Annotated in this window: 16 protein-coding genes and 1 tRNA gene; 7 read left to right on the forward strand and 10 right to left on the reverse strand. The window is 66.1% G+C overall.

Annotated elements, in window-relative coordinates; translation table 11 throughout:
- Position 1: 1 nt before the first annotated feature.
- Both D7Y61_RS15055 and D7Y61_RS15060 read right to left on the reverse strand, forming a co-directional pair.
- A tRNA-Ala gene (locus tag D7Y61_RS15055) sits at positions 2-77 on the reverse strand.
- Positions 78-180: 103 nt separating this feature from the next.
- The gene (locus D7Y61_RS15060) at positions 181-579 is read right to left on the reverse strand and encodes a heavy metal-responsive transcriptional regulator (protein ID WP_180867291.1); all 399 of its coding nucleotides are present in this window, start codon (positions 577-579) and stop codon (positions 181-183) included.
- A 184-nt stretch (positions 580-763) separates the two neighbouring features.
- Between D7Y61_RS15060 and D7Y61_RS15065 the strand changes: the two genes are divergently transcribed.
- From D7Y61_RS15065 to D7Y61_RS15095, 7 genes are all read left to right on the forward strand, one after another.
- The gene (locus D7Y61_RS15065) at positions 764-1831 is read left to right on the forward strand and encodes a helix-turn-helix domain-containing protein (protein ID WP_180867293.1); all 1068 of its coding nucleotides are present in this window, start codon (positions 764-766) and stop codon (positions 1829-1831) included.
- Between the two features lie 80 nt (positions 1832-1911).
- Positions 1912-2715, forward strand: a complete 804-nt coding sequence (locus tag D7Y61_RS15070) for a TlpA disulfide reductase family protein (RefSeq protein ID WP_180867296.1) — start codon at positions 1912-1914, stop codon at positions 2713-2715.
- Between the two features lie 30 nt (positions 2716-2745).
- The gene (dsbG, locus tag D7Y61_RS15075) at positions 2746-3588 is read left to right on the forward strand and encodes a thiol:disulfide interchange protein DsbG (RefSeq protein WP_180867299.1); all 843 of its coding nucleotides are present in this window, start codon (positions 2746-2748) and stop codon (positions 3586-3588) included.
- A gap of 514 nt (positions 3589-4102) precedes the next feature.
- Complete coding sequence (locus D7Y61_RS15080; RefSeq protein ID WP_180867301.1) at positions 4103-5551, forward strand: DcaP family trimeric outer membrane transporter; 1449 nt, start codon at positions 4103-4105, stop codon at positions 5549-5551.
- Between the two features lie 76 nt (positions 5552-5627).
- A complete protein-coding gene (gene adiC / locus D7Y61_RS15085) occupies positions 5628-6980 on the forward strand; it encodes an arginine/agmatine antiporter (protein WP_180867304.1) in 1353 nt (450 codons plus the stop codon).
- Between the two features lie 20 nt (positions 6981-7000).
- A complete protein-coding gene (locus D7Y61_RS15090) occupies positions 7001-9289 on the forward strand; it encodes an Orn/Lys/Arg decarboxylase N-terminal domain-containing protein (protein ID WP_180867307.1) in 2289 nt (762 codons plus the stop codon).
- 28 nt (positions 9290-9317) lie between these two features.
- Positions 9318-10220 (forward strand): cation diffusion facilitator family transporter, encoded by a 903-nt coding sequence (locus tag D7Y61_RS15095; protein WP_180867570.1) that lies wholly within the window; start codon positions 9318-9320, stop codon positions 10218-10220.
- 216 nt (positions 10221-10436) lie between these two features.
- Here the strand turns inward: D7Y61_RS15095 and D7Y61_RS15100 are convergent, their stop codons facing one another.
- The 8 genes from D7Y61_RS15100 to D7Y61_RS15135 form a co-directional block, all read right to left on the reverse strand.
- Positions 10437-11150, reverse strand: coding sequence for an energy transducer TonB family protein (locus D7Y61_RS15100; protein ID WP_180867310.1), 714 nt, complete (start codon positions 11148-11150; stop codon positions 10437-10439).
- Positions 11143-11943, reverse strand: coding sequence for a ChaN family lipoprotein (locus D7Y61_RS15105; RefSeq protein ID WP_180867312.1), 801 nt, complete (start codon positions 11941-11943; stop codon positions 11143-11145). The genes D7Y61_RS15100 and D7Y61_RS15105 overlap by 8 nt, the downstream gene beginning before the upstream one ends.
- Positions 11930-14401 (reverse strand): TonB-dependent receptor, encoded by a 2472-nt coding sequence (locus D7Y61_RS15110; RefSeq protein WP_180867315.1) that lies wholly within the window; start codon positions 14399-14401, stop codon positions 11930-11932. The genes D7Y61_RS15105 and D7Y61_RS15110 overlap by 14 nt, the downstream gene beginning before the upstream one ends.
- 64 nt (positions 14402-14465) lie before the next feature.
- The gene (locus tag D7Y61_RS15115; protein ID WP_180867318.1) at positions 14466-15392 is read right to left on the reverse strand and encodes a FecR family protein; all 927 of its coding nucleotides are present in this window, start codon (positions 15390-15392) and stop codon (positions 14466-14468) included.
- Positions 15389-15898, reverse strand: coding sequence for a sigma-70 family RNA polymerase sigma factor (locus D7Y61_RS15120; RefSeq protein WP_180867320.1), 510 nt, complete (start codon positions 15896-15898; stop codon positions 15389-15391). The genes D7Y61_RS15115 and D7Y61_RS15120 overlap by 4 nt, the downstream gene beginning before the upstream one ends.
- Before the next feature lie 697 nt (positions 15899-16595).
- Positions 16596-17384, reverse strand: a complete 789-nt coding sequence (locus D7Y61_RS15125) for a hypothetical protein (RefSeq protein WP_180867323.1) — start codon at positions 17382-17384, stop codon at positions 16596-16598.
- On the reverse strand, positions 17384-19366 hold the full coding sequence (locus D7Y61_RS15130) for a hypothetical protein (protein WP_180867325.1): 1983 nt from the start codon (positions 19364-19366) through the stop codon (positions 17384-17386). The genes D7Y61_RS15125 and D7Y61_RS15130 overlap by 1 nt, the downstream gene beginning before the upstream one ends.
- Positions 19363-22371, reverse strand: coding sequence for a phage tail protein (locus D7Y61_RS15135; RefSeq protein WP_180867328.1), 3009 nt, complete (start codon positions 22369-22371; stop codon positions 19363-19365). Before D7Y61_RS15135 ends, D7Y61_RS15130 begins: the two co-directional genes overlap by 4 nt.
- Positions 22372-22795: the final 424 nt, after the last annotated feature.

The following is a 22795-nucleotide window of genomic DNA, read 5'->3' on the forward strand; positions in this document are numbered from 1 at the left end:
GTGGTGGAGCCAAGCGGGATCGAACCGCTGACCTCCTGCATGCCATGCAGGCGCTCTCCCAGCTGAGCTATGGCCCCACGTCGCTGAGGAGCGAAATAATAGCCTTGCCCCAGGGGGTTGGCAAGCATTTGTTGCACTTTTCTTCACGCGTGCCGCGAAGCGGATGCCGGGGTCCTGGCACTACGCAGTGTCATCGGTCAGCGCAGCCAGAATCGGGCACAGGTCCAGGGTCCCGTGGCCCGGGCAGGCGTCGACCAGCTGCGAAAGTGCAGTGTGCATCCGCTGCAGCTCGGCCATCCGCTGCGCGATGTCCTGCAGACGCGCCTGAGCAGTGTCGCGCACGCTGCCCATGTCCTGGGAGCGGCGGTCGCTCAGTGCGAGCAGTTCACCGATTTCTTCCAGGCTGAAGCCCAGCGCCTTGGCGCGGCGGATGAAACGCAGGCGGCGCAGGTCCTGTTCACCGAAGATGCGATAGCCGCCCGCCGAGCGGGCCGCCGTGGGCAGCAGCTGCTGCCGTTCGTAGTAGCGGACCGTATCGATCGGCACGCCCGCCTGGCGGGCCAGTTGTCCAATGTTCATGCGGATTCCTGCGGATGCTGCGGTCCATTGTGAAGCCTTGAGTCAGGTCAAGAGTCAACGCGGGGCCTGCGGCGCGTATTCAGCGCAGTTTGCAACTTTCTTCATAGCCCCGCCGATGGGCCAGTTCCTACCCTTCGCCTGAACCGGCCATCCGATGGCCTGCAACGAAGCGAGGAGGTGGTCTGTGGAAGGACTCAGGAACGAAGGATTCGTCGAGATCGCGGTAGTCGAGTACCCGGGAGGCGACCCTTCGGCCGCATCGGTGCTGGCCGAGATGGCGCACGTTGCCAATCGCCTGGCCCAGCAGCAGCGTCGGCCGTTCAAGCGCGTGCTGGTCACCCGCTGGATCGTGCCGGCCAGCCAGACCGGTGTGCATCGCATCGCGGGTGCGGAAATGCTGGATGCGGCCATCCCTGCGGTGATTGCGGTGCCCGGTCAGATCAGTGCTGGCGCCTGCCTGCGCTCTGATGAAGTCCTGCTGGACTGGCTGCGCGCACACTACGACGGCGGCAGTCTGCTGGCTGCCGCCAGCGATGGGGTGGGCGTGCTGGCCCGGGCCGGATTGCTCGCGGGGCGCACGGTCAGCGGGCCTGATCTTGGGCGCCATCCCGGTCTGCACGCACAGGCCGCCAGCTGGGTGCCGAGCGAGCGGGCGCTGGTGGACGACGGTGATCTGCTGACGGTGGGTGGATCACAGGCCTGGCGCTTTCTGGGGCTGCGGCTTCTGTACCGGCTGCATGGGCAGGGCGTGGCCAGCGAGGTGGCGCAACAGCTGGGCATCACTGTGCCGGCCACGATCCAGCAGGACCTGGAGCGCTTCAGCGCCAATTTCGCGCACGGCGATCGCGATGTCCTCAAGGCGCAGCGCTGGCTGCACACTACGGCTGCACGGGGTGCAACCCTGGCTGCGATATGCGAAATTTCGGGATTGGAGCCGCGGACACTGCAGCGACGATTTCTCAGGGCCACCGGCCTGCGGCCGATCGAGTACTGCCAGCGGTTGCGTATCGCCAAGGCACAGACCCTGCTGCAGCAGGGGGCGGGCATCGATGAGGTGGCCTGGGGCGTTGGCTACGCGGATCAGAGTGCTTTCCGCAGGTTGTTCCTGCGCATCGTCGGCATGACGCCTGCCAACTATCGGCGCCATGTCAGCAGCAAGCGTCGCGAGCGGCCCTTGATGCCGTCCGTGGCGGGCAGCCTGCGCGGATTGCAATCGCCCCCGGCGTTGCAGGTGGGGCGCAGCGCGGCCTGAAGTCTGTTGCTTCGTTACCCTTGCAACCTGGACGCGAGACTTCGACCATGCAGTCAATGGACGATTGAGCAGGTGGGCTGATGTCGAGCGTGGGACCGGTGCCGATGCCGGTGGTGTTGATTCTCGGGTGCGTGTTGATCGCCATGGCCGTGGCACGTCTTTGGCCGCGCAGGAAGGATGGCTTGCCGCTGCCTTCTGCAGCAAGCATGGTCCTGGACATGCTCCTGGTGGGCCTGTTGTGTGGTCGCATCAGCTTCGTGGTGCTGAACTTCGCGCTGTATCGCGAGGCGCCATGGAGCATTCTGCAGATCGCGGACGGTGGCTACCACGCGGCGGTCGTCGTGGTTGCGGGATTGGCGTGGGGGATCTGGCGTTTGCGTCCATGGCGCGCATTGCGTGTCCCGGTGCTGGGTGCCGCGCTGGCAGGTGTACTGTTGTGGGCAGGGGGCAGTCAGCTGTTGTCCGCATGGCAGGAGCGGCACATGCCTCTGCCGGCGTTGCAGGTCGTTGATCTGCAGGGGAGCAGGGTGGATCTGCAGCAGTTCCGTGGCAAACCGCTGGTGCTGAACCTATGGGCGAGCTGGTGCGGGCCGTGCCGGCGAGAGATGCCGGTTCTGGCAGCAGCGCAGCAGTCCCATGCAGAGGTGCAGTTCGTGTTCCTCAACCAGGGCGAAACCCTTGACGACATCCAGGGTTTTGTCACGCGCGAACAGCTCACGCTTGGCAACGTATTGTTGGACGATGCGGCGGCGGCATCTACGGCGCTGGGCGTGCGGGCCTATCCTTCAACGCTGTTCTTCGACGCTGAAGGACGCCTGCGTGAACTGCATCTGGGTGAACTGACCGCCGCCGGTCTTGAACACAAACTGCGCCGGCTGCGGTAGCCTGCGCGGGCATCTCATTACGGAGTTCCCATGTTGTCGACTTCCCTGCGCACTGCCCCGGCGGTGCTGTTGCTGCCGGTCATGCTGGCATTGGCCGCCTGCAGCCAGGCACAGACACCGCCGGCCAAGGGTGCCGCAGCACCGGCTGCGGCGGCCGCATCGCCTGCCAGCAAGGGCGACCGCCCTGCGGTGCTGAAGGGCATCGAGAAGCATGGCTTCGAGGTTGTCGCGGAGTTCGATGCGCCCGGCGGCCTGCGCGGCTTTGCTGGCGTGGTGGGCGGGCAGCAGCCGGCGGCGGCCTACGTCACTGCCGACGGAAAGCACGTACTGGTCGGCAGCCTGTTCGATGCGGAGGGTAACGACGTAGCCGCTGAGGCCGTCGAAAAGCTGGTGGCCGCGCCGATGTCGGCGAAGATGTGGACCAAACTGGAGGCCAGCGCCTGGGTGCGCGACGGCAAGGCCGATGCGCCGCGCGTGGTTTATACCTTCAGTGACGCCAACTGCCCCTACTGCCACAAGTTCTGGGAAGCAGCGCGGCCGTGGGTCGATGCCGGCAAGGTGCAGCTGCGTCATATCATGGTTGGCGTGATCCGCGAGGACAGCCCTGCCAAGGCCGCAGCCATCCTCGCCGCGCGTGATCCAAGCGCGGCGCTGCTGGAGAACGAGCACGCGTTCGACCGTGGTGGCATCAAGGCGCTGCCCAGCATCAGTCGCGAGATTGCGGGCAAGCTCGATGCCAACCAGGTGCTGATGATCGAGATGGGTTTCCAGGGCACACCGGGCATCCTGTTCCAGGATGCGCAGGGCCAGGTGCAACGTCGCTCCGGTATGCCACAGGGCGCTGACCTGCAGACGGTGCTGGGCCCGCGCTGAACGGCACCCCTGTCGTGATGTGACCCCACAGGCCCGCATGGCAGCATGCGGGCCTGTTGCTCTTCGACATTCCTATGTGTGACGCAGGCTGCGCACCACCTGTTCGTCGTCACGTCTGAATCGTGACTGACATCAAGCATCGCGCCTTGATTCCAATCAAGGCCAAAAACGACAGTCGGACTAGCCTGTGACGCATGGAATACAGCGTCAACGCGCCATGGATGCCGCGCCTGACATGCCCTGAAACGGGGCGGTCGGCACAGCCATTCACGACATTCTCACTCCCTGATTGTTACCCAGACCACTGCGGTCGCCACCTCTCTGGCAGCGCGACCTTGATGGCGCCGACACCGGTGCGGGTGGGGCAGTGTCATCGTCCTGTTGCCTGCCACGCGCAGGCTGTCCGGTGTCGTCGACGCAGTACCCGCATTTCCAGCAACGGCAACGCGAAGCCAGGGCGGCGCATGCGTGCGCTCCGGGAACGTGCTGCGAGTGTTCGTCCGGGGAGGATGCAATGCGTTTGGCGGTACTGAGTCTGGCGTGTCTGAGCGTGCTGGCGATCATGCCGGCGTATGCGCAACAAGAAGATGCGAACGATGCGCAGGCATTGCGGCGCGAGATCGCCGCCATGCGCCATGCGCTGGAAGGCATGCAGCAACGACTGGACCGACTCGAACAGCGCGATCCCGCGGCTGTGTCCCCACAGGCACAGGTGCCCGCATCGATTGCAACGGCGCCTGTTGCCTCCGCTGCCTCACCTGCCGATGGGGTTCATCGCACCCAGGTGCCGGGAGTGGCGCAGCCGGTACTGCCACAGCGCGATTCGGTGGCTGATCCGTCCACAGCCGCATCGCGACCGGACAGCGCAGCCGGCCCGACCGACCCCGATCTGAAGGGCTTCTTCGCCATTCCCGGCACCGACACCGTGATCCGTATCGGTGGCTACGCCAAGCTCGATGCCATCGCCGATTCGCGTGCGGCAGGCGACGAGGACCAGTTCATTCCTTCGTCGATGCCGGTCGGTGGCAGTCATCGCGATGTCTCCAACTTCAACATCCACGCCAGGCAGACCCGCTTCAGCTTCGAGGCGCGGCGGCCGACCTCGCATGGCAACCTGCGCTTCTATCTGGAGAACGACTTCTTCGGCAGCAGCGACGGCTATGAGTTCCGCCTGCGGCATGCCTACGGACAACTCGGTAATACCTATGCCGGTTATGGCTACTCCAGCTTCATGGACCCGGACAGCCTGCCTGACACGCTGGACTTCGCCGGGCCCGGCGGCGCCGGCTATCTGCTGGTGGCCGGCATCCACCACAGCTTCACGATGGGCAAAGGCAACACGCTGACCGTCGCTGCCGAAGACCCGGAGACCGAACTGGCCGGTGCCAGTGATGAGCGCGCAGCGGTGAACCGCTTGCCCGACATAACGGTGACCGCGCGCATGGAGCGTGACTGGGGCCATCTTCAGCTGGGCGCGGTGGCGCGCAGCCTCGCCTATGACGGTGAGGACGAACGCGACCGGCGCATGGCCGGCGGCCTGCAGCTGAGCGGCTCGGCATCGGTGGGCGAGCGCGACCTGCTGCTGTTCGGTGCACTCGGTGGCCGCGGCCTGAGCCGCTACACCGCCGACCTGACCGGCTCGGGCCTGGATGCGGTGGTCGGTGCCGATGGGCGCCTCGATGTACTGGATCTGCATGGCGGCTTTGTCGGCTACACCCATTACTGGTCGCCACTGTGGCGCTCGAACCTGATCGTCGGCCAGCTGACCCTGGAACGGAATGCCGCACTCGCTGACGACGCGTTCCGCCAGAGCCGCTATGGCGTGTTCAACCTGATCTGGAGCCCGGCGCCGTCGTGGACGATGGGCATGGAACTGCTGTATGGCCGGCTGGAACAGCAAAGCGGCGCGCGCGGCGACACGGTCCGGGTGCAGGGCAGCCTGCAATACAACTTCATCAAGTAAGCGCCAGCGGCGTTACGCCAGCGCAACCGTCCCCACGCCCGGCCGCACCGGGCTCATGCCAGTACAGGAGATTGTCATGGCAGAAGCAAAGAAAATCGGGGTGGTCGGAGCCACCTTCCTCGTCGCCGGCAACATGATGGGCTCAGGCGTGTTCCTGCTGCCCTCCAGCCTGGCCAAGATCGGCACCGCCTCGATCTGGGGCTGGCTGATCACCACTGCCGGTGCGCTGCTGCTGGCCTTCGTGTTCGCCAAGCTGGGCAAGCTGGCGCCCAAGGCGGGCGGTCCATACGCCTATGCGCGCGACTGGTTCGGGCCCTACATGGGCTTCCAGACCAATACCATCTACTGGTTCGCCAACTGGATCGGCAACGTGGCCATTCCGATCGCCGCGGTGGGCTATTTCAGCTACTTCTTCCCGATCCTGTCCGAGCCGCTGGTGCGCTGCATCGCGGTGCTGGTGCTGGTGTGGGCGCTGAGCTTCGCCAACATGATCGGCCCGGCCTTCGTCAGCCGCGTGCAGACCGTCACCACCAGCTTCGCGCTGGTACCGATCCTGGGCATCGCCATCTTCGGCTGGTTCTTCTTCGATGCCGATATCTTCAAGGGCGCCTACAACGTATCCGGCGAATCCAACTTCGGCGCGATCTCCAGCGCCGCGGCATTGACCCTGTGGGCCTTCATCGGTGTCGAGTCGGCCTCGGTGACCGCCGGTGTGGTCGAGAACCCGGAAAAGAACGTGGCCCGTGCCACGCTGGCCGGCGTGTTCCTGGCCGCGATCGCCTACATCGCCAGCTCGTCGGTGATCATGGGCATGGTACCCAACGGCGAACTGCAGACCTCCGATGCCCCGTTCGCGCTGGCTGCCGCCAAAGCCGTCGGTGGCTGGGGCGGTGCGCTGGTCAGCCTGTGCGCCTTCATCGGTGCGGCTGGTTCGCTGGGCGGCTGGATCCTGCTGACCGCACAGAGCGCCAAGGCGGCGTCCGACGACGGGCTGTTCCCGAGCATCTTCAGCAAGACCAACAAGGATGACGTGCCAGTCAAGGGCGTGCTGATCGTGGCCGTGCTGATGACCCTGGCGGTGCTGGTCACCTCCACCTCGGAAACCGCGTCGGCGCAGTTCGACGTGATCACGTCGGCAGCGGTGGTGCTGACCCTGCTGCCGTACATCTACTCGTGCGTGGCCTGCTACTTCGTGGTCGAACGCTCGCACACCATCATCCACACCGGTGCGTTCTGGACGCTGACCAGCCTGACCGTCGTGTACTGCCTGTGGGCGATCTACGGCTCGTCGGGAACCATCGTGCAGTACGCGTTCCTGTTCGTGCTGTTCATCACCGTGTTCTATCCCTTCTTCAGCGAGGAGCGCCGCCTGCAGCGGCAGCGCGCCCGCGAGGCCTCGGCCATCACCGCCGGCGCCCAGCGTTCCTGAGTTAGACAAGGAGAATCAACGTGTACTTCAAGTCCCTGGACTATCCAGTCATTGTCATCGACAACGACTACGAGTCACCGCGCATCGGTGGCATCCTGATCCGCGCCCTGGTGGAAGAGCTGCGCAGCAACGACCAGCGCGTGCTGTGTGGCCTGAATCTGGATGATGCCCGCGCCGGTGCCCGCACCTACGTGGCGGCCTCGGCGGTGCTGATCTCGATCGACGGCAGCGAGGAGGTGGATGGCGAGTTCCAGCGCCTGACCGCCTTCCTGCGCGAGCAGAGCGCGCGCCGTGCCAACCTGCCGGTGTTCCTGTACGGCGAGCGCCGCACCATCGAAAAGGTACCGAGCAAGCTGCTCAAGTACATTCACGGCTTCATCTTCCTGTTCGAAGATACCAAGAGCTTCATCTCGCGGCAGGTGATGCGCGCGGCCGAAGACTACATGAAGAACCTGCTGCCGCCGTTCTTCAAGGCGCTGATCCATCATGCGGCCGAGTCGAACTATTCCTGGCACACGCCGGGCCATGCCGGCGGCGTGGCGTTCACCAAGTCGCCGGTCGGCCGTGCGTTCCACCAGTTCTACGGCGAGAACACCCTACGCAGCGATCTGTCGATCTCAGTGCCGGAGCTGGGCTCGCTGTTGGACCACACCGGCCCGATCAAGGACGCCGAGGAAGAGGCGGCACGCAACTTCGGTGCCGACCATACCTTCTTCGTCACCAACGGTACCTCCACCGCCAACAAGATCGTCTGGCACGGCACGGTGGCCCGCGGCGACGTGGTGTTCGTCGACCGCAACTGCCACAAGTCGCTGCTGCACGCGCTGATCATGACCGGCGCGGTGCCGGTGTACTTCACCCCCAGCCGTAACGCGCACGGCATCATCGGCCCGATCAGCCTGGACCAGTTCAGGCCCGAGTCGCTGCAGCAGCGCATCGCCGCCAATCCGCTGGCCAGCAAGGCCTACCAGGCCGGCTCCAAGCCGCGCATCGCAGTGGTGACCAATTCCACCTACGACGGGCTGTGCTACAACGCCGAGAAGATCGCCGACGAGATCGGCAGCGCGGTTGACTTCCTGCACTTCGACGAAGCCTGGTATGCCTATGCCGCGTTCCATCCGTTCTACGAGAACCACTACGGCATGGCCAAGGGCAAGCCGCGCGAGCAGGATGCGATCATCTTCACCACGCATTCCACCCACAAGCTGCTGGCCGCGTTCTCGCAGGCGTCGATGATCCACGTGCGCAACTCGGCGCAGCGTGACCTGGATGCCGAGCGCTTCAACGAGTCGTTCATGATGCACACCTCCACCAGCCCGCATTACGGGGTGATCGCAGCCTGTGACGTGGCCTCGAAGATGATGGAGGGCGACGCCGGCCGCTCGCTGGTACAGGAAATGCACGACGAAGCGATCGCGTTCCGCCGCGCGATGCTGCACGTGCGTGACGACCTCGGCCGCGACGACTGGTGGTTCAGCGTGTGGCAGCCCACCAAGGTCGAGCGTAGCCTGGACAAGGGCGATACGCCGGCACCGCTGGTGGCCAAGCGCGAGGAGTGGTACCTGCAGCCGGATGCGCACTGGCACGGCTTCGAGAACCTGGTCGACGACTATGTGCTGATCGACCCGATCAAGGTGACCCTGCTGACCCCGGGCCTGTCGATGGATGGCAGCATGGGCACGCTGGGCATCCCGGCGGCGGTGCTGAGCAAGTTCCTGTGGGGCCGCGGCATCACCGTGGAGAAGACCAATCTGTACTCGGTGCTGTTCCTGTTCTCGATGGGCATCACCAAGGGCAAGTGGAGCACGCTGGTCACCGAACTGATGGCATTCAAGGAACTGTACGACCGCAACGCGCCGCTCAGCCAGGCACTGCCGACGCTGGCCGCCGACTACCCGAATGCCTATGCCGGCTGGGGCCTGCGCGACCTGTGCGACGCACTGCATGCGTTCAACCTGGAATTCGCGGTGGCCAAGGTGATGCGCGAGATGTACGTGGACCTGCCGACGCCGGTGATGACCCCGGCCGATGCCTACAACCACCTGGTCAAGGGCGAGATCGAGCGGGTCGACATCGAGCAGCTCAGTGGCCGCGTCGCAGCTACCATGCTAGTGCCGTACCCGCCCGGCATTCCCACCATCATGCCGGGTGAGCGTTTCGGCGACAGCGACGAGCCGATCATCCAGTCGCTGCGCATCGCCCGCGAGCAGAATGCTCGCTTCCCGGGCTTCGAGTCGGACGTGCATGGGCTGATCATCGAGCACGACGGCGATGTGACCTCGTACAAGGTGGAGGTGCTGAAGGCCTGACCGGCGACGGTCGGCCCTTCGGCGAATGATGGAGACCGCGCGCGAGCAACGCATCCTGAAGTTCTCGATCGGGATCACCATCGCGGTCAGCGTGGTCGGCTTCGGCGGTGGCCTGCTGGTGGGATCGCAGGCCATCCTGTTCGACGGTGTGTACAGCCTGGTCGACGTCGCCCTGACCCTGGTGTCGTTGTCGGTGCTGCGGCTGGTGGCGCGGGAACAGAGTCCGCGCTTCCAGTACGGCTACTGGCACCTGGAGCCGATGGTCGAGGCACTCGGTGGGGTGATCCTGTCGCTGGCCTGCGTGTATGCGCTGGCCAACGCGGTGATTGGTTTGACCACGGGCGGGCACGAAGTGAAATTCGGGCCCGCGCTGTGGTGGGCGGCGCTGCTGAGTGGCAGCAACCTGGCGATGGCCGCGTTCGTCGCGCAGCGGGCGCGGAAGCTGCGCTCGGCGCTGTTGTGGCTGGATGTGCGCGGCTGGCTGCTGGGTGGATTGATGAGCCTGGCGGTGGTGCTGGCCTTCGTGCTGGCGCTGGTCCTGCACGGTGGTGAGTGGCACCACTGGGTGCCGTACCTGGATTCGATCGTGCTGGCGTTGATCAGCCTGGCGGTGTTGCCGGTGCCGGCGCGCAGTGCGTGGAAGGCCATGCGTGAAGTCCTGCAGGTGGCGCCGGATGATCTGGACCGGCGCGTGCAGCAGGTAATGCAGGCGTTCGTGGCGGAACGCGGTTATGCCGGTTTTACCAGTCACGTGGCGAAGATGGGGCGGATGCGCTTCATCGAGATCCATGTACTGGCCGACCCGGCCATGCCGCTGGGCTCGGTGGGTGAGGTCGATGCGATGCGCGACGAGATCGCGGTGCGGCTGGATGCCCGTGGCAGCACGTTCTGGCTGACCATCGATTTCACCGCCGACCCGGCGTGGACGTAGCCCTGTTTCTTCTGCCCGGGCGCCACGCCCGGCTGCCTGCTTCTTCTCTGTAGAGCCGAGCCCATGCTCGGCTGCCATTCGCAAGGAGCAGCCGAGCGTGGGCTCGGCTCGACAGCAGGAAGCGATCGTTGCGCGCGGCGGACCGCTCTGTTGCGCTGGGTGTATTTGACCTCAACCCGGGTTGAGGTCGCAGACTGCCTGGTAGTTCCACAGCGCCTAGCGCAGGTAGTACTCCACCGGTACCACCAGCTCCTGTGGTGCCTTCAACTCGAGCGGAATGGGCGGTAGCGGCTGCGCGCGACGGAACGTCTGCAGCGCCGCGTCATCAAGCATCGGCTGGCCACTGGACTGCTCCAGCCGCAGGGCCAGCAGGCGACCTTCGCGGTCGATGCTGGCCCTGACCCAGGCAGTGCCCTGCTGGCGCCGTGAGCGTGCGGCGGCGGGGTAGTAGCGATAGCGCTCCAGCCGCGCCATCAGGCGGGCTTCCCACTGGTCGCTGGCGGCGCCGGCCTGGAAGTCCGCCGGTGGCGCGTCCGGAGCGGGCGGCGCGGCCGTGATCGATGCCGGTGCGGGACTTGCATCGGTCGCGGCCGCAGGCGGGGCGAGCGGCAATGGCTTGCGGCCTGTCCCGCCCGTCTCGCTGGCGGCCAGCTCTCCCTCGCGCGCCGCCGTTGGTTTGGGCGGCGGCGGTGACTTGGTGGGCTGCGAGGCGCGCGCCTGCTGGGCCTGGCTGGGGGTGTCGGCCTGGCGCTCCTCCACCGGTTGCGGTGGCGTGGCCGGTGTCAGCAGGCGCAGGCTGATGCGCACGTCCTGTTCCGGCGGTGGCGGCAGCGGCGGCGCTGCCACCCAGTGCACGAACAGCAGCAGGGGCAGCAGATGCAGGCCGACGCTGATCGCGATGGCCTGCCAATGTTGGCCTCGCTCACTCATCGCCCAGCACCCACAGCAGATCGGCGTCGGACGCATCAACAACTTCGCCGGGCGAAGCGAGCACGATTACCAGTGCCGGAACATCCGCAGGCAGGTAGCCCGGTACGCCGGTACCCCGCAGCACGTGCCAGCGGCCGGCCACCAGCAGTGCCGGCGCAGGTGCGCCGGCAACCACCTGTGCCATGCGCCTGTCGCGGGCCTGCTGCACGGCCAGCATGCCGTCCAGCATCGGCGCGGCATCGGCGTGCTGAGCCAGTACCACCACAGACAGTCGTTGCTTTGCAGCGGCCACCGGGAACTGCACGGTTCCGGTGGAGGCCAGTAGCGCGTTGACCTCGGTGCGCGACAGGTTGCCTCCGAACAGGGCGATACCCGAGCGGGTGGCGTCCTGCACCAGCCCGCCATAGGCCATCCACGGCCAACGTGCATCCCAGTCCAGCAGCTCCTGCAGGCGTGCGCCATCAGCATGGTTGCCCCTGGCCAGCCAGCGCTGCACCCGTTGCAGGCGCGGCTGGCGCTCGCTGGCGATCATCTCCATCACCAGCGCGCCTTGCGGGCGCTCCCGTTGCAGGGCGTTCAACAGCCAGCGCTGGGCTGCGTGGTCGCCGGCAAGGTCATGGCGTTCACCCAGCAGCGACCGCTGCGCATTGGCCACACGCTGCACGAACGCGGCCTCGTCCAGACGCTGGCCGCTGGCCAGGTCGGTCACCGTGCCGGGCATCTGCTGCGCGCCCACCGCGCCCGCCAGCGCCAGCACGCACAGCGGCAACCAGCGACGGCTAGAACGCCACATTGACGCCCATCGAGACGGTGCGGCCACGGCCGTTGCCGCGGTCCAGGATCGGGCTGAAGATGCTGTCGATCGAGGCATTGTTGTCATAGGACTTGTTCTGCAGGTTTTCGATGTTCAGCCACAGCGTGGTATTGGCCTGTGGCTTGAAGCTGGCGTAGAAGTCCAGCAGCACGCCGGTGCCGCCGGTCTTGCGGGTCTGGAAGAAGTCGTAGCCTTCCTCGGTGGGCCCGGAGTATTCGGCGCGCAGGCCGGCCTGCACGCGCTGCTGCCACCAGCGGCCACCCACGTCCAGGGTCCAGTAGCGGTCGGGCAGGGCGGTGATGTCTTCCAGGTTGACGAACTCGATGGCCGGTGCGCTGGTGCGCGAGCGGGTCCAGCTGAGCGTGGCGTGGTAGTGCTCGCTGGCGTAGTGCGCCTCCAGCTCGATGCCGTGCATGCGCACCACGCCGGGATGGTTCATCCAGCGCGTGGTGGCGGTGAAGTCGTCCGCATCCAGCACATCGGTCCAGGCATTGAGCTGCGGATCGCTATCGATCGGCACCACGAGCGGCTCCACTTCCGGCGGATGCACGATCAGCAGGTACTGCGGTTTGATGTAGTCGCGGATGCGGTTGTCGAAGCGGGTGATGCGCAGCTGCGCCAGGTCACCGTCGACCAGCAGCGAATCGGTGCTGAGGTTGGCACCGAACTGCAGGTTGCGTGAGCGTTCGCGGCGCAGGAACGGATTGGCGCCGATGCCATCGGCGACGCTGGCGTCCTCCAGCGGGATCTTCTCGAAGAACATTTCCTGCACGCGCGGCGGCCGCGAGGTGCGCGAGACTTCTGCAAACAGCTGCAGCCAGTCGGTGGCCTGCAGCGAAACCGCCAGACTGGGGCTGAGTGCCCGCTCGCTGCGGCGTACATCGATGTTGCCGCCATTGATCTCCGTGCATTGGCCCGGCACATCCGAACAGACCGGGATATGCCCGCGGATGCCGTAGCGGTCCTGGCGCAGGCCGGCGGTCAGCGCGTAGATGTCGTACTGCAGTTCCAGGGTGCTGAATACGCTGTCCAGCTGGCTGCGGCCCTGCGGGTTGGCACCGCGCAGGATGGGGGTGTCGGCAACGTAGATGTCCGACTGGTGCTTGATGCCGGTGTTCCAGCGCGCCTGCACTGCGCCGATATCGAAGCGGCTGGTGTTGTCGAGCGTCCAGCTGCTCAGGCTGCTGTGGGTGCGGCGGCCGATGTAGTTTGAATCCTCCACAGGCGGGTAGAACAGCCGGGTCTTGTTGCTGGCGAACGTCGCACGCAGGTCGATCCACGGCGTATAGGGCGTGAAGTGATAGCTGGCGCGCTGGTTGCGCGCGGAAATCTGCCAGGGGTAGTTGTGGTAGAAGTCGTTCTCGTAGCGCATGTGGCTCAGGTCGAGCCGATGCTGGTCGCTGGGCTGCAGGCGCGCTTTCAGCAACCAGCTGCTGGGCTGCTGGCTGCCAGGATCGGCGTTGTTCTTCTGCCCCCGGGCGGTGGCGTATTCGCTGCTGCGGCTGCTGCTGGCAGCGGCCAGCAGGCCGAACTGGCGGTCGCCACCTTCTTCGCTGTGGCGCCAGGCACCGGCGAAGGTACGGCCACTGCCGTAGCCGTTGTTCCCGTGGCGGTAGCCGGCACGCAGGCCCCAGTCGCGGCCCTCGCCGAGCAGATCGTCGATATCGAGCGTGCGGAAGTTGGCACTGCCGGCCAGCGTGCCAGCGCCGTCACCGCCGGCAACCGCACCGCGCTGCACGTCCACACCGGCCAGCAGGAACGGATCGACGTAGGCGAAGGGACCACCCGAGCCATGCCCGGCATTGTTGCGGAAGGTCTGGGTGACACCGTCGATCATGGTGTTGACCCGGCCAGCACCGGTCATGCCGCGGATGTTGACCTGCAGCCCGGGCTGGCTGCGCGAATGGAAGCTGTGGGTGCCGGGCATCGAGCGCAGCAGGCTGTTGCCGTCCTGGCGTTCGGCCATGGCTACGCGTTCGCTGCCGACCGTGGGTGCGAAGCCATCGCGGGTGGCCGGCACATACTGGCTGGCACCGGCGCCCGGTGCGTTGCCGTGTGCAGTATCGCCCTGCACACGTAGCGGCCCGGTGCGGCGGCTGCCGTCGCTGCGCTCGGCCGGCGCCGGTTCCAGGGTGGCGCGGCGCGCATCAATGAAGCGTGGGCGCAGGCCGCTACCGGCCAGCAGGCGCGACAGGGCCTGGGCGTCGTCGAAGTCACCGCGCAGCGCTGGCGCCGAATGACCGGCGGGCAGCGCCGCGCCGATCACCAGGTCGATACCGGTCAGCCGGCTGTAGGCGTCCAGTGCGGCAGCCAGCGGCTGAGCGGGTAGATCGTAGCTGCGGGTGGCGGCCTGTGCGTGGGCATTGCCGGGCAGCAGCGGCAGGGCGCTGGCACAGGCCAGCGACAGGGCGAGGACAAGGGGGCGGGGGCACGGCATCGGGGGCTCCWGGGGCTGACGCAGAGTGTCGTCATCCTGGGTAGACGCAGCCGCAGGCCGGATGTCAGGGTTCATCACGCTGTTCCCTGCGTGGCGGCAGCCACACCTGTATGCCCGCGCCGAAGCGCAGCACTCGCACGTGCAGTTGAGTGGCCAGCTGGTCGCGATTGCCGGCGGCACCGCCGGCACTCCCAATCAAGGTGACCGGCTGCTGGCGCAGCTGCTCGCCAATGATCCACGTGTGCCCGCCGTGCCAGCGGTCCAGGCCTTGCGTGACGTCGGCCAGCGGGGCTGAGACCCAATGCAGGCGCCGCTCGCGCCAGGCCAAGGTGCCGGGGGTGACGGTTGCTGCATGGATTGCTGCCTGCCCGTCGAAGCGCAGCTGCTCGCCGTCGTCGACCAGCATGCTGACGTTGCCGCTGTCCACGCGCACGCGATGCTCGGTAACGGTGACCACGCTGCTGTTGTCCTGCACGGCAAGATCGAATGCGGTCCCCAGTGCGGTGACCGTGCCCTGTGGGGTATGCACCTGGAATGGCCGGCGGGCGTCTGCTGCGACCTGGAACCCGGCCTGTCCGCGCTGCAGCTCCAGCTGGCGGCGCTGTGCGTCGATGCGCACCCGCACTTCGCTGCCCGGCGACAGCAGCACATGTGAACCGTCCGGCAGGGCCTCGTCGCGGATCTCGCCGGACGCCGTACGCAGTACCTGTGCGGCAGGTGGCGAAGCATGCCGACTGTAAAGGCCGAGCGCACACAGCAGCAGCACCGCGATGCCAACCTCGCGTACGCGGCGCCGTTGCCGGCGCTGTTGTTGCCGTTGCAGGCTGGGCAACGTTGCTCCGGCCCGCCATAGCTCCTGCAGGTGCTGGTACTGTGCGGCATGGCGTGGATCGGCGCGGCACCACTGCTCGAACGCACTCTCATCGCGGTCGCCATCGTGCCCATCCAGCCACCAGCGCGCGGCTTCGCGTGCAATGGTCTCCTGGCTCATGCGCCAGGAACCTGCTGCAATGCGACCAGCGCGCGCAGAAGGTGGCCGTGCGCGGTCTGTCGGCTGATGCCGAGCTGGCGGCCAATCTCGGCCAGTGCCATCTGTTCCACACGGGCCAGCAGGAACACCTGGCGCGAGCGTGGTGGCAATGCGGCGATGATCGCGTCGAGATGGCGCAGCTGTTCGGCATCCAGCAGACGCTGGTCCGGTAGAGGCGCAGAATCGGCGATGGCATGCAGCTGGGCGTCGTCCAGCACCTCTTCGCGACGGCGCTGGCGCTGCCGGTAGTGATCGGCGATCAGGTTGTGGGCAACGCGGTACAGGTATGCGCGGCCATTGCTCAACAGGCCGCTGGCGGCGACCTTGACGACGCGCAGCCAGGTTTCCTGGACGACGTCATCAGCGTCGCTGCGTTGTGGGAGTTTGCGGCGGACATGGGCGTGCAGCGGCCGGTAATGGGCTGCGCACAGATGCGCGACATCCGTCGGTTCGACAGGCGTGGACACGGGGCGGGCGACAACTGGGAAAGGGAACAGCCCGCGGCGGCAAGGGCAGCGGCTGCACCTTACAGCAAAAGAGAATCATTTGCATCTATTGTCGATGCCGTTGCCCTCGGCGGTCGATCAATCCGCGCGGCTGTAGGCGGACGCGAGGTTTGCGAAATGCGGACACTTGGTTTGATACCGGCCTAAACGGGCCAAACTGGGGACTTAGAACGCTCTTCAACCCCTCATTGAATGGGGTTCGCAGGGGGCTTGTCCGGCCGCCCGCCGCCGTTGTCGCAGCCTTCGCGACGGCGAGCCGTATCCTCACGCCATGCCGCTGCCCCCCGACTTCTACTGGACAAAACGCTATGTCAGCCGGACAGAGGACCCGCTGACGGTGATTGCCTGCGAAGGGGTGTGGGTCGTTTCCATGGACCAGCGGGTGAACGACGACATCTGGATTGCCTCTCTAGACCGCCACCGGAACGGACCAGCCGGGCCCGCGCGTGTGTGCACCAGTTACGAGCAGGGACGGACAGGGGCAGAGCTGTGGGTGGCTAGGCACCAGGTGCGGCTACGCGAGGATGTGGCCAAGATTACCAAGTGGCGTGAGGCCGTGAGAGCCAACAGGCTGGCCAAGGCGGCGATCCCTCCCCCCTTTGATTGGCTGGAGTAGCCATAGCCAGGAGGCCAGCGCACGGGTCCCGGCCCGCCTGCCTCAGAGCGGCGGCACTTCCTCGAACACCCAAGCCGTGCCGTAGTAGTCGCCGCCCAAGTGGCTGATGGCGCCGGGCGCAGCCTGGCCATAGACCGCCGTCCGATGGATCTCATTGGCGTGGAGCGCCCCGCCTGCCTGCTGCCACCGGGGGATCACCGCGACGCGAGCCGAGCCGCTGACGCGCGCGGCCAGGGCGTCCCAGTCCAGGCCATTCGCCAAGCCCTTGGCCCTGGCCTCTGCCAGATCGGCGCGTCGAAAGGCGACCCTCAGACGCTGGTAGGTCCGGCGCTTCACCACATTCAGCCCGGCGCCGAGGGTTCGCTCCACGACGCTGGGATCGACGCGTTCCGAGGACCACTGCGGTTCAATGGGTGTTTCCACTGCCGGCGTAACGACCAGCTCGCCCACGTCGACCTGGTCGGTCTGGAGCTGAATCGTGACGCCCGACAGGACCAGGCCTTCGGCGAGGACGAACCAGGCCGCCACGCTCCCGTCCGCCAAAGCGACGGCCGGCTGCCCTGCTGCATTCCCGCCCAGGACAATGGGGTCACCCTGCGCGTCTACCCCTGTCACGGAAACCATCGTGCCCGGCGCGCAGCTCAGGCCCAGTAGACTGACGATCCGTACAGGCGCCGGCGCCAGCGGCGTGCAGCGGAGCTGACAGGTACCGCCCGCATTGCGCAGCCGGCAAACGCTGCTGGGGCGCCCATCGGTCAGTGCGGCCGCGTTGAAGATGCTGCCCTCCAGCAAGGCGATATTCATGGCGATCTGTTCGTATCCGATCAGCATCACATTCCCCAGAACTTGATGGTGTGCGTGCCCGTCACCGGGTTGCTCATGACCCCCGTAACCAGGACCTTGCGCCCGGCCTGCAGCCCATAACGGCTGTAGGTAAGTCGCCCCACCTGGCCGACCTGCAGGTGCAGATCCGGCCTGGCGGCAAACTTGCCGGCGTAGAAGTTGCGCGGCACGGCGTAGATCGCAACCACGCGGTCAATCTCCGCCTGTGCATCCTCGCGCCGGTCGAACCACGACAGCATTGGGGCTGCGGCATCGGCGTGGGCATATCGCCTCGCCAGCTCGCCCGCCGCGTAAACCTGCCCTCGCTGGGGCGATGTCAGTTCCTGCCGGCGCTGCGGCGGCAGCTGCACCAGGTCGGTGATCAGGTCGGCGCTGGAGAGCGGCTGCGCGTTCAATTGGAAGGCCATTCGCCGGGACAGGTTGGGAGCCAGATCGGGCAGCACGATCAGATCCGCACCCAGCTCGCGCCAATCAATGTCAAAGGCGATCTGTTCGTCCGGAGTGTCTTCGGGCGCGGTCAATCGAGCAATGCGCAACACCCCAGCCGCATCCTGCCACCAGTCCGCGCCATAGCTCGGCAGAACCGATTGCAACGCCGTGCGCGCGGTGGCGCCTTCGCCCGCGTAGTAACCGATGCCGGCATAGCCAGTAACAGCATCGATCTGAGCGGCGCCAGCAGAGTCCCAAGCTGATTTGCCAAGTCGGCCGAACACGTTCGCCAGGAACTGCTGCAGGGTTGCCGGAGCCATCGCCTCCTGGGTCGACACGTCCGCGATTACGGGCCCCAGCGGCGGCGACTTCAGGGCGATCTGCTGCCCATCCGTGGAAAGGGCATAGCCATCGCCGGCATCGAGGGCCGCGCCGCGATCCAGTACCGCGCCCAGGCTGCGGAGCGGCGCATCACTCACCCAGCGTACGCTGCCATCGCTGTTGATTCCCGTAGTAGGAACGCTGCGCACGGAGCCGATCACCACCGGCTGAGGCGCCCAGGCCAGGCTATCGCTCACCGAGGGCAGGAACACCGCCTGATGCAGTGAGCGGTCGAGGTCATCATGAGCGTCGCGCAGCACCAGCGATTTGACACCGTCGCTTTCGATATCCACCCGGTCCAACACATAGCGCCCGACCGGCTCTGCCGAACTGAGGGGAGCGCCCTGCTGCACCTGGCTGATACGCACGGGGACGTTGCGCATGGCGCCCAGCGCCATGCCATCGAAACGCCCCTCAGCGTCCAGGATGCGCACCGTCGCCGTTCCGCCGCGTGAGGCGTTATCCCAAGGCCAGAAAGAGACGCTGGCCACAGTGTTCAGGCCATCGGCCTGCAGCAGGCCGTGGAACGGAGTATCTGCCGGATCGTCGGTGGCATCGGTGAAGTAGTCTTCGCTGCCGAGACGCAGAGGCTCGACCTCTTCGGCTGGAAGCCCCCACTGAAGCCCATCAGATACAGCGCCGCGACCGCGCCACTGCCCCGCATTGACGATGCACCGCAGCTCGCGCTTCTCCTCGCTGGCCAGTGACACGGCAAAGAAGACGCGCGGCCCTGCCGCACGGTGCGCCTGCGCAACCACCTGAGCGTCGCGGTAGAACGTGGCATCCACGCCTTGGTCGGTGATCGAAACGCGTAGGCCCACGATCACAGCAGTGGTCACCACGGGAATACCCGAAGTCACTAGGACACCATCGACGAAGACCTCACCTGTGTGCAGGCGCCAGCCGATGCCGGCAGAGAATCCGACCTCTGCATTGGTCGCGGCACCCTCGCTCACTACGCCCACCGTTGCAGTCGCAGCGGCCTCGCCCCAGAACACGAACTCAACCCCATGCATGCCCTGGGACTGACCGATGTCAGCGCGGGCCATGCGGTTCAGCCCTGCAGCGGGGCCGACAGCCAGAAGGCTGCGGCCACCATCGAGCACCAGCAGATCAGGACCGAGCGGCGCCTCGGCGAATTTCGCAACGGCTTCCGTCATGCGGACATCCTCGGCAGGTAGGTCAGATAGAGGCCGATGGCTCGCAGGATCTCACCTGCCCAGAAGCCGAAGAACATGCCGTTATCGGAGGACGCGCGCACAGCCGGCGACCAGCAGCCGTTCATGACGTGGCCAGCCGACACCACCTTGTAGTTGTCCTGAAGCTCCTTCATAGAGTTGTTGATGACCGTGTGAGCCGGCACCGCATCGGCACCGGCAAGGGCGGCGTAACAGGCGCCCGCCAACCACAGGCCGGTCATGTGGCCGGTGAAGTCGTCTGCAGGCACGCGCGGCAGCGCATCGGAGGGAAACTCAGTGGGGTTCAACCCATTGTGATCCGCCTGGAACTGCGCCAGCCAGCGCAGCCAGTTGTTGACGTAGTCGCGCAGGTGAATCGGCACTACTCGGTTGCGCTGTTTAAGCGTGTACCAGGCCAGCGCTGCGCCCAGGAAGGCGCGCGGTTGATAGCCCGACCACGGCTCACCGTTGCCCCAGTGCGTGAAAGCAAAGGTGTCTGCTGGGCCATAGCTCAGGCTGTCCCAGCGGTTCCAGTAGTACGCAGCTGCACCAGGACCCAGCACGCCGAAGCGGCGCTTGTAGGCCTGCTGCGAGTCGTAGAGGAACTCCACCATGTTGTTCAAAGGTGCATCGTCGTCGGTGATCGCCCAGATCCACGGGTACTGATAGCCGGGGTACGGCATGCCATGCCACCCGTCGAACTGCTGGGAAAACGGGTCCAGGTTGTTGGAGAACGGGATCACGCCTGGCGTGTAAGCAAGGTTGTCGTCGCGGTACTTCTCGATCCGGCAGTCACCGAGCAGCGCGTTGTACGCTTCTTCGCCTGAAAACGTCACGCTGAACATCATGGTGTAAGCGCTGTCGGAGTCGAAGCGCGGCGGCACGTCGTTGATGCAGTACCACTCCAACCAGCCGGTAGCGCCGACAGGCGTGTCATCGAGCAACAGGGTGAACTCCGATGAACCGGTGTAGTCCGGGCCAACCGGGCGCGGGCGGCCGTCCTGGTTTGGCTGGTAACCGGAGAATCGCAGGTCCGACACCGGCAGGTCGATCGTTCGCCACTCTCCGTTGGTGGCTGGGACCATCCACCACCAACGCCATCCCGCCGAGTCTTCGATGCGGATGTTGAAGGCGTCGGCACCAGACCGGTATGTGATTCGCTTCACCTCGGCCCGCTCGTTGGGCAGCAGCCAGAAGCCCACGCTGGCGCCGCCATCCTCGTTCATCTCCAGCCGACACGTGGTGCCGGCGCGATCGCCGAGGATGTCCAGGACATAGCGGGTCTCCAAGGCGGCACCGCCATAAGGGGCAATCATGCGGGGGTCGGCCACGATGTAGGGCATGCCATCGGGCGATGCTTCTCGGATGAACTGGCCCAGCTGGATCGTGTACGTCTTCACCGACATATCGGCCGTGTCGGGAATCGGCGCCACGTATTCAACGGCCGCTGGGTGATCCTCAGCCTTTACCGGCGACAGCTGCAGCTTGCAGCGGACGCGCAGCGGCTTACCGCTGTCGCCACAGCCGCCCAGCTCAATGTGGAGCTGACTGGCCGTCGTGACGCGCATCCAGATGGCCTGCTGTTCGAGCGTCTGCTGCGCAGCCTGGGCCTGCCGAATCGTGATCAGGCCCGACGCATCGCGGCCAAACTCGGGCACGGCGGAAGACGGATAGGCGTAGTCGTAGCTGATGCCATCTGTCCATGGCGTGCTGGCGGCGGTCGAGCGGCGGAAGAATTGGTCGAAACGGTCGATGTCGGCATAGAGGCGGCACGTCTCCATGACGCACTCGAAGGCCTGGCGATATCGTGCCTCGCCAGTGATCTCCCACAACAAGTGGCTGGCCTCGCCGAACCACTGCTCCGCATCGGCAGCATTGGACATGGCGCGGGTGGGCACCGGTACGTTGATGGGACGGTTGTGCCAGGGCTTGTTGCGGGGGATCAATGTGCCGCCGTCCGCTACGGGCAGCTTCACGGCGAAGTTGAGCAGATAGCAGCCGTTGAGCCCCGCGTCCTGCAGCTGCACTGTGCCGAACTCGCTGGGCTGGTGTCCGGTGCTGATCACATTGCCATCCCAGTCCACCTTCTCGCCCGACCAGGTGATGATCCAGTCCAGGGCGTACTCGACACCCCGACCTCCCGAGCCCCACACAGGCGTGTACTCATCGCCAAGGTAGCCCTGCCAATCGATCCACGCCTTGGGGTCCCAGGGAGCCTCGGTGCTGAGCCTGCGCCAGTTGCTGTAGATGGCCGCCCAGTCCACCTCCTCGGCGATCTTCTGCACGTTGGCGTTGATCGCCGGCCATGCCAGATGCCCACGGTGGGCGAAGCTGGCCACGTCGAGCCACTCGCCCCAGAACGGAGCGCCGTGCGGGATCTGCGTGCGGCCCTGGGTGAACATCAGCGGCACGCTCTTGAAACCGCCCTGGGTCGGGTAGTCGGGATGCAGCGGGTAGTGCGCGACCACCGGTTCCTTGCCGTTGACGATCCAGTTGCAGTACCAGGGGGCAGCGGGCACAGGGATGGCCTGGCCGTCATAGAAGTGATTGACGTATGCCTCCCAGTAGTGGACCGCGCCCTGCAGCCAGACCGGGTCCCTGGTGGCCTGGTACATGTGGGCATAGCCGGTGATCAGCAGCGCCTGGCCCTCGGTCGTCGCATCGCCATTGGGCTGGTACTCCTGGCGGGTGTAGCCAATGAAATGCCGATTGTTGGCGAGCACCCCCTCGGGGTTCAGCACGTAGTGCTGGACGTCGCCGGCAAGCGTCGTGCCGGTATTCCGCTGCAGGAACCTGGCATGGCCGTAGGCAAGGCTCAGGGCGTTGGCGCGGAGCGATGCCTCATGACTCAGAAAGCCTGCCTTCACGATGCAAATCCTCCCGCAGCGAAGAACCCCAGCCACTGATCGCCGCCGTTGAACAGCAGCGTGACCAGGTCGAACTGGCCGGCCTCGTAGGACAGCACGGGCTTCTGCCCGAACGGCCACACCACGTTGGCTGGCCAGGCGACCTGGTTGGCACCGCTACCCTGGCGCAGCAGCAGGGTGACCTGTTTCATGCGTGTGGCTTCGATAGCGGGCGTCTGCAGGGTCAGTGCGCAGCTGGGCTGCGACAACTGGATCTGCCAGAAGCTGGCGCCGCTGCCGGTTGCGAGCTGAAGCGCACTGCCAGCGTCGGCAATGACCACCTTGTTGTAGATCGACGCCGCCGCCAGGTCGGCGTTGGCGCCGGCTTCGCTGCCGGCACTCTGCACCGCCCGCCAAGACGGAATGATCTTGGCGTTGCCCTCGCCATCGGTCACCGAGGCGATCAGCTCGGCGGTGCCGTACAGATTGACCTGCTGGTCCTGGAACAGTCGCACCTGCGCGACCAGCGCCTGAACCGCCTGCGCCAGTGCCGCAAGGTCGGGCA

It is taken from the genome of Stenotrophomonas maltophilia (assembly GCF_013464485.1).
Taxonomy (GTDB): domain Bacteria; phylum Pseudomonadota; class Gammaproteobacteria; order Xanthomonadales; family Xanthomonadaceae; genus Stenotrophomonas; species Stenotrophomonas maltophilia_AW.

Excerpts from the sequence above, each read along its gene's own strand:
- D7Y61_RS15060 (WP_180867291.1), bottom strand. The coding sequence starts at position 579 with ATGAACATTGGACAACTGGCCCGCCAGGCGGGCGTGCCGATCGATACG.
- D7Y61_RS15070 (WP_180867296.1), top strand. The coding sequence starts at position 1,912 with ATGTCGAGCGTGGGACCGGTGCCGATGCCGGTGGTGTTGATTCTCGGG.
- dsbG (WP_180867299.1), top strand. The coding sequence starts at position 2,746 with ATGTTGTCGACTTCCCTGCGCACTGCCCCGGCGGTGCTGTTGCTGCCG.
- D7Y61_RS15080 (WP_180867301.1), top strand. The coding sequence starts at position 4,103 with ATGCGTTTGGCGGTACTGAGTCTGGCGTGTCTGAGCGTGCTGGCGATC.
- adiC (WP_180867304.1), top strand. The coding sequence starts at position 5,628 with ATGGCAGAAGCAAAGAAAATCGGGGTGGTCGGAGCCACCTTCCTCGTC.
- D7Y61_RS15095 (WP_180867570.1), top strand. The coding sequence starts at position 9,318 with ATGGAGACCGCGCGCGAGCAACGCATCCTGAAGTTCTCGATCGGGATC.
- D7Y61_RS15100 (WP_180867310.1), bottom strand. The coding sequence starts at position 11,150 with ATGAGTGAGCGAGGCCAACATTGGCAGGCCATCGCGATCAGCGTCGGC.
- D7Y61_RS15105 (WP_180867312.1), bottom strand. The coding sequence starts at position 11,943 with ATGTGGCGTTCTAGCCGTCGCTGGTTGCCGCTGTGCGTGCTGGCGCTG.
- D7Y61_RS15110 (WP_180867315.1), bottom strand. The coding sequence starts at position 14,401 with ATGCCGTGCCCCCGCCCCCTTGTCCTCGCCCTGTCGCTGGCCTGTGCC.
- D7Y61_RS15115 (WP_180867318.1), bottom strand. The coding sequence starts at position 15,392 with ATGAGCCAGGAGACCATTGCACGCGAAGCCGCGCGCTGGTGGCTGGAT.
- D7Y61_RS15125 (WP_180867323.1), bottom strand. The coding sequence starts at position 17,384 with ATGCTGATCGGATACGAACAGATCGCCATGAATATCGCCTTGCTGGAG.
- D7Y61_RS15130 (WP_180867325.1), bottom strand. The coding sequence starts at position 19,366 with ATGACGGAAGCCGTTGCGAAATTCGCCGAGGCGCCGCTCGGTCCTGAT.